1 protein-coding gene is annotated in these 567 nt (G+C 69.3%); it reads right to left on the bottom strand.

Features of this window, described 5'->3' with window-relative positions; all coding sequences use genetic code 11:
- The coding region (locus tag R4P08_RS18415; protein ID WP_317815311.1) for an HAD-IC family P-type ATPase at positions 1-567 on the bottom strand (567 nt) is incomplete at both ends.

Below are 567 nucleotides of genomic sequence, written 5' to 3' on the forward strand. Positions count from 1 at the left end.
CACGGCCAGTTCGCGGGCTCGCGCGGCCCCGATCACAGCTCTGGCGAGCGGGTGCTCACTGTCGCTCTCGGCCGCCGCAGCGAGGGCGAGCACCTCGTCTTGGGTGTGTCCCTCGATCGGTTCGATCCCGGTGACGGTGGGTTCGCCCTTGGTCAGGGTGCCGGTCTTGTCGAACAGCACGGAGTTCACCGTTCGCATCGATTCCAGCGCGAGGCGGTCCTTGATCAGCACGCCGCCGCGGGCGGCGCGTTCGGTGGCGATCGAGACCACCAGCGGGATCGCCAAACCCAGGGCGTGCGGGCAGGCGATCACCAGCACGGTGATCGTGCGAACCACCGCCGCATCCGGCAACCCCAGGACACTCCAAATGACCGCGGTGATCGCCGCCGAACCGAGGGCGAACCAGAACAACCACCCGGCCGCGGTGTCGGCGATGCGCTGGGCACGCGAGGAGGATGCCTGCGCGTCGGCCACCAGCTTCTGAATTCCGGCCAGGGCTGTGTCGTCACCGATTGCGGAGACCTCGACGCGCAAGCCGGAGTCGGTGGCCACCGTGCCGGCGACCAC

This window comes from Rhodococcus sp. IEGM 1408 (assembly GCF_033142235.1).
GTDB lineage: Bacteria > Actinomycetota > Actinomycetes > Mycobacteriales > Mycobacteriaceae > Dietzia.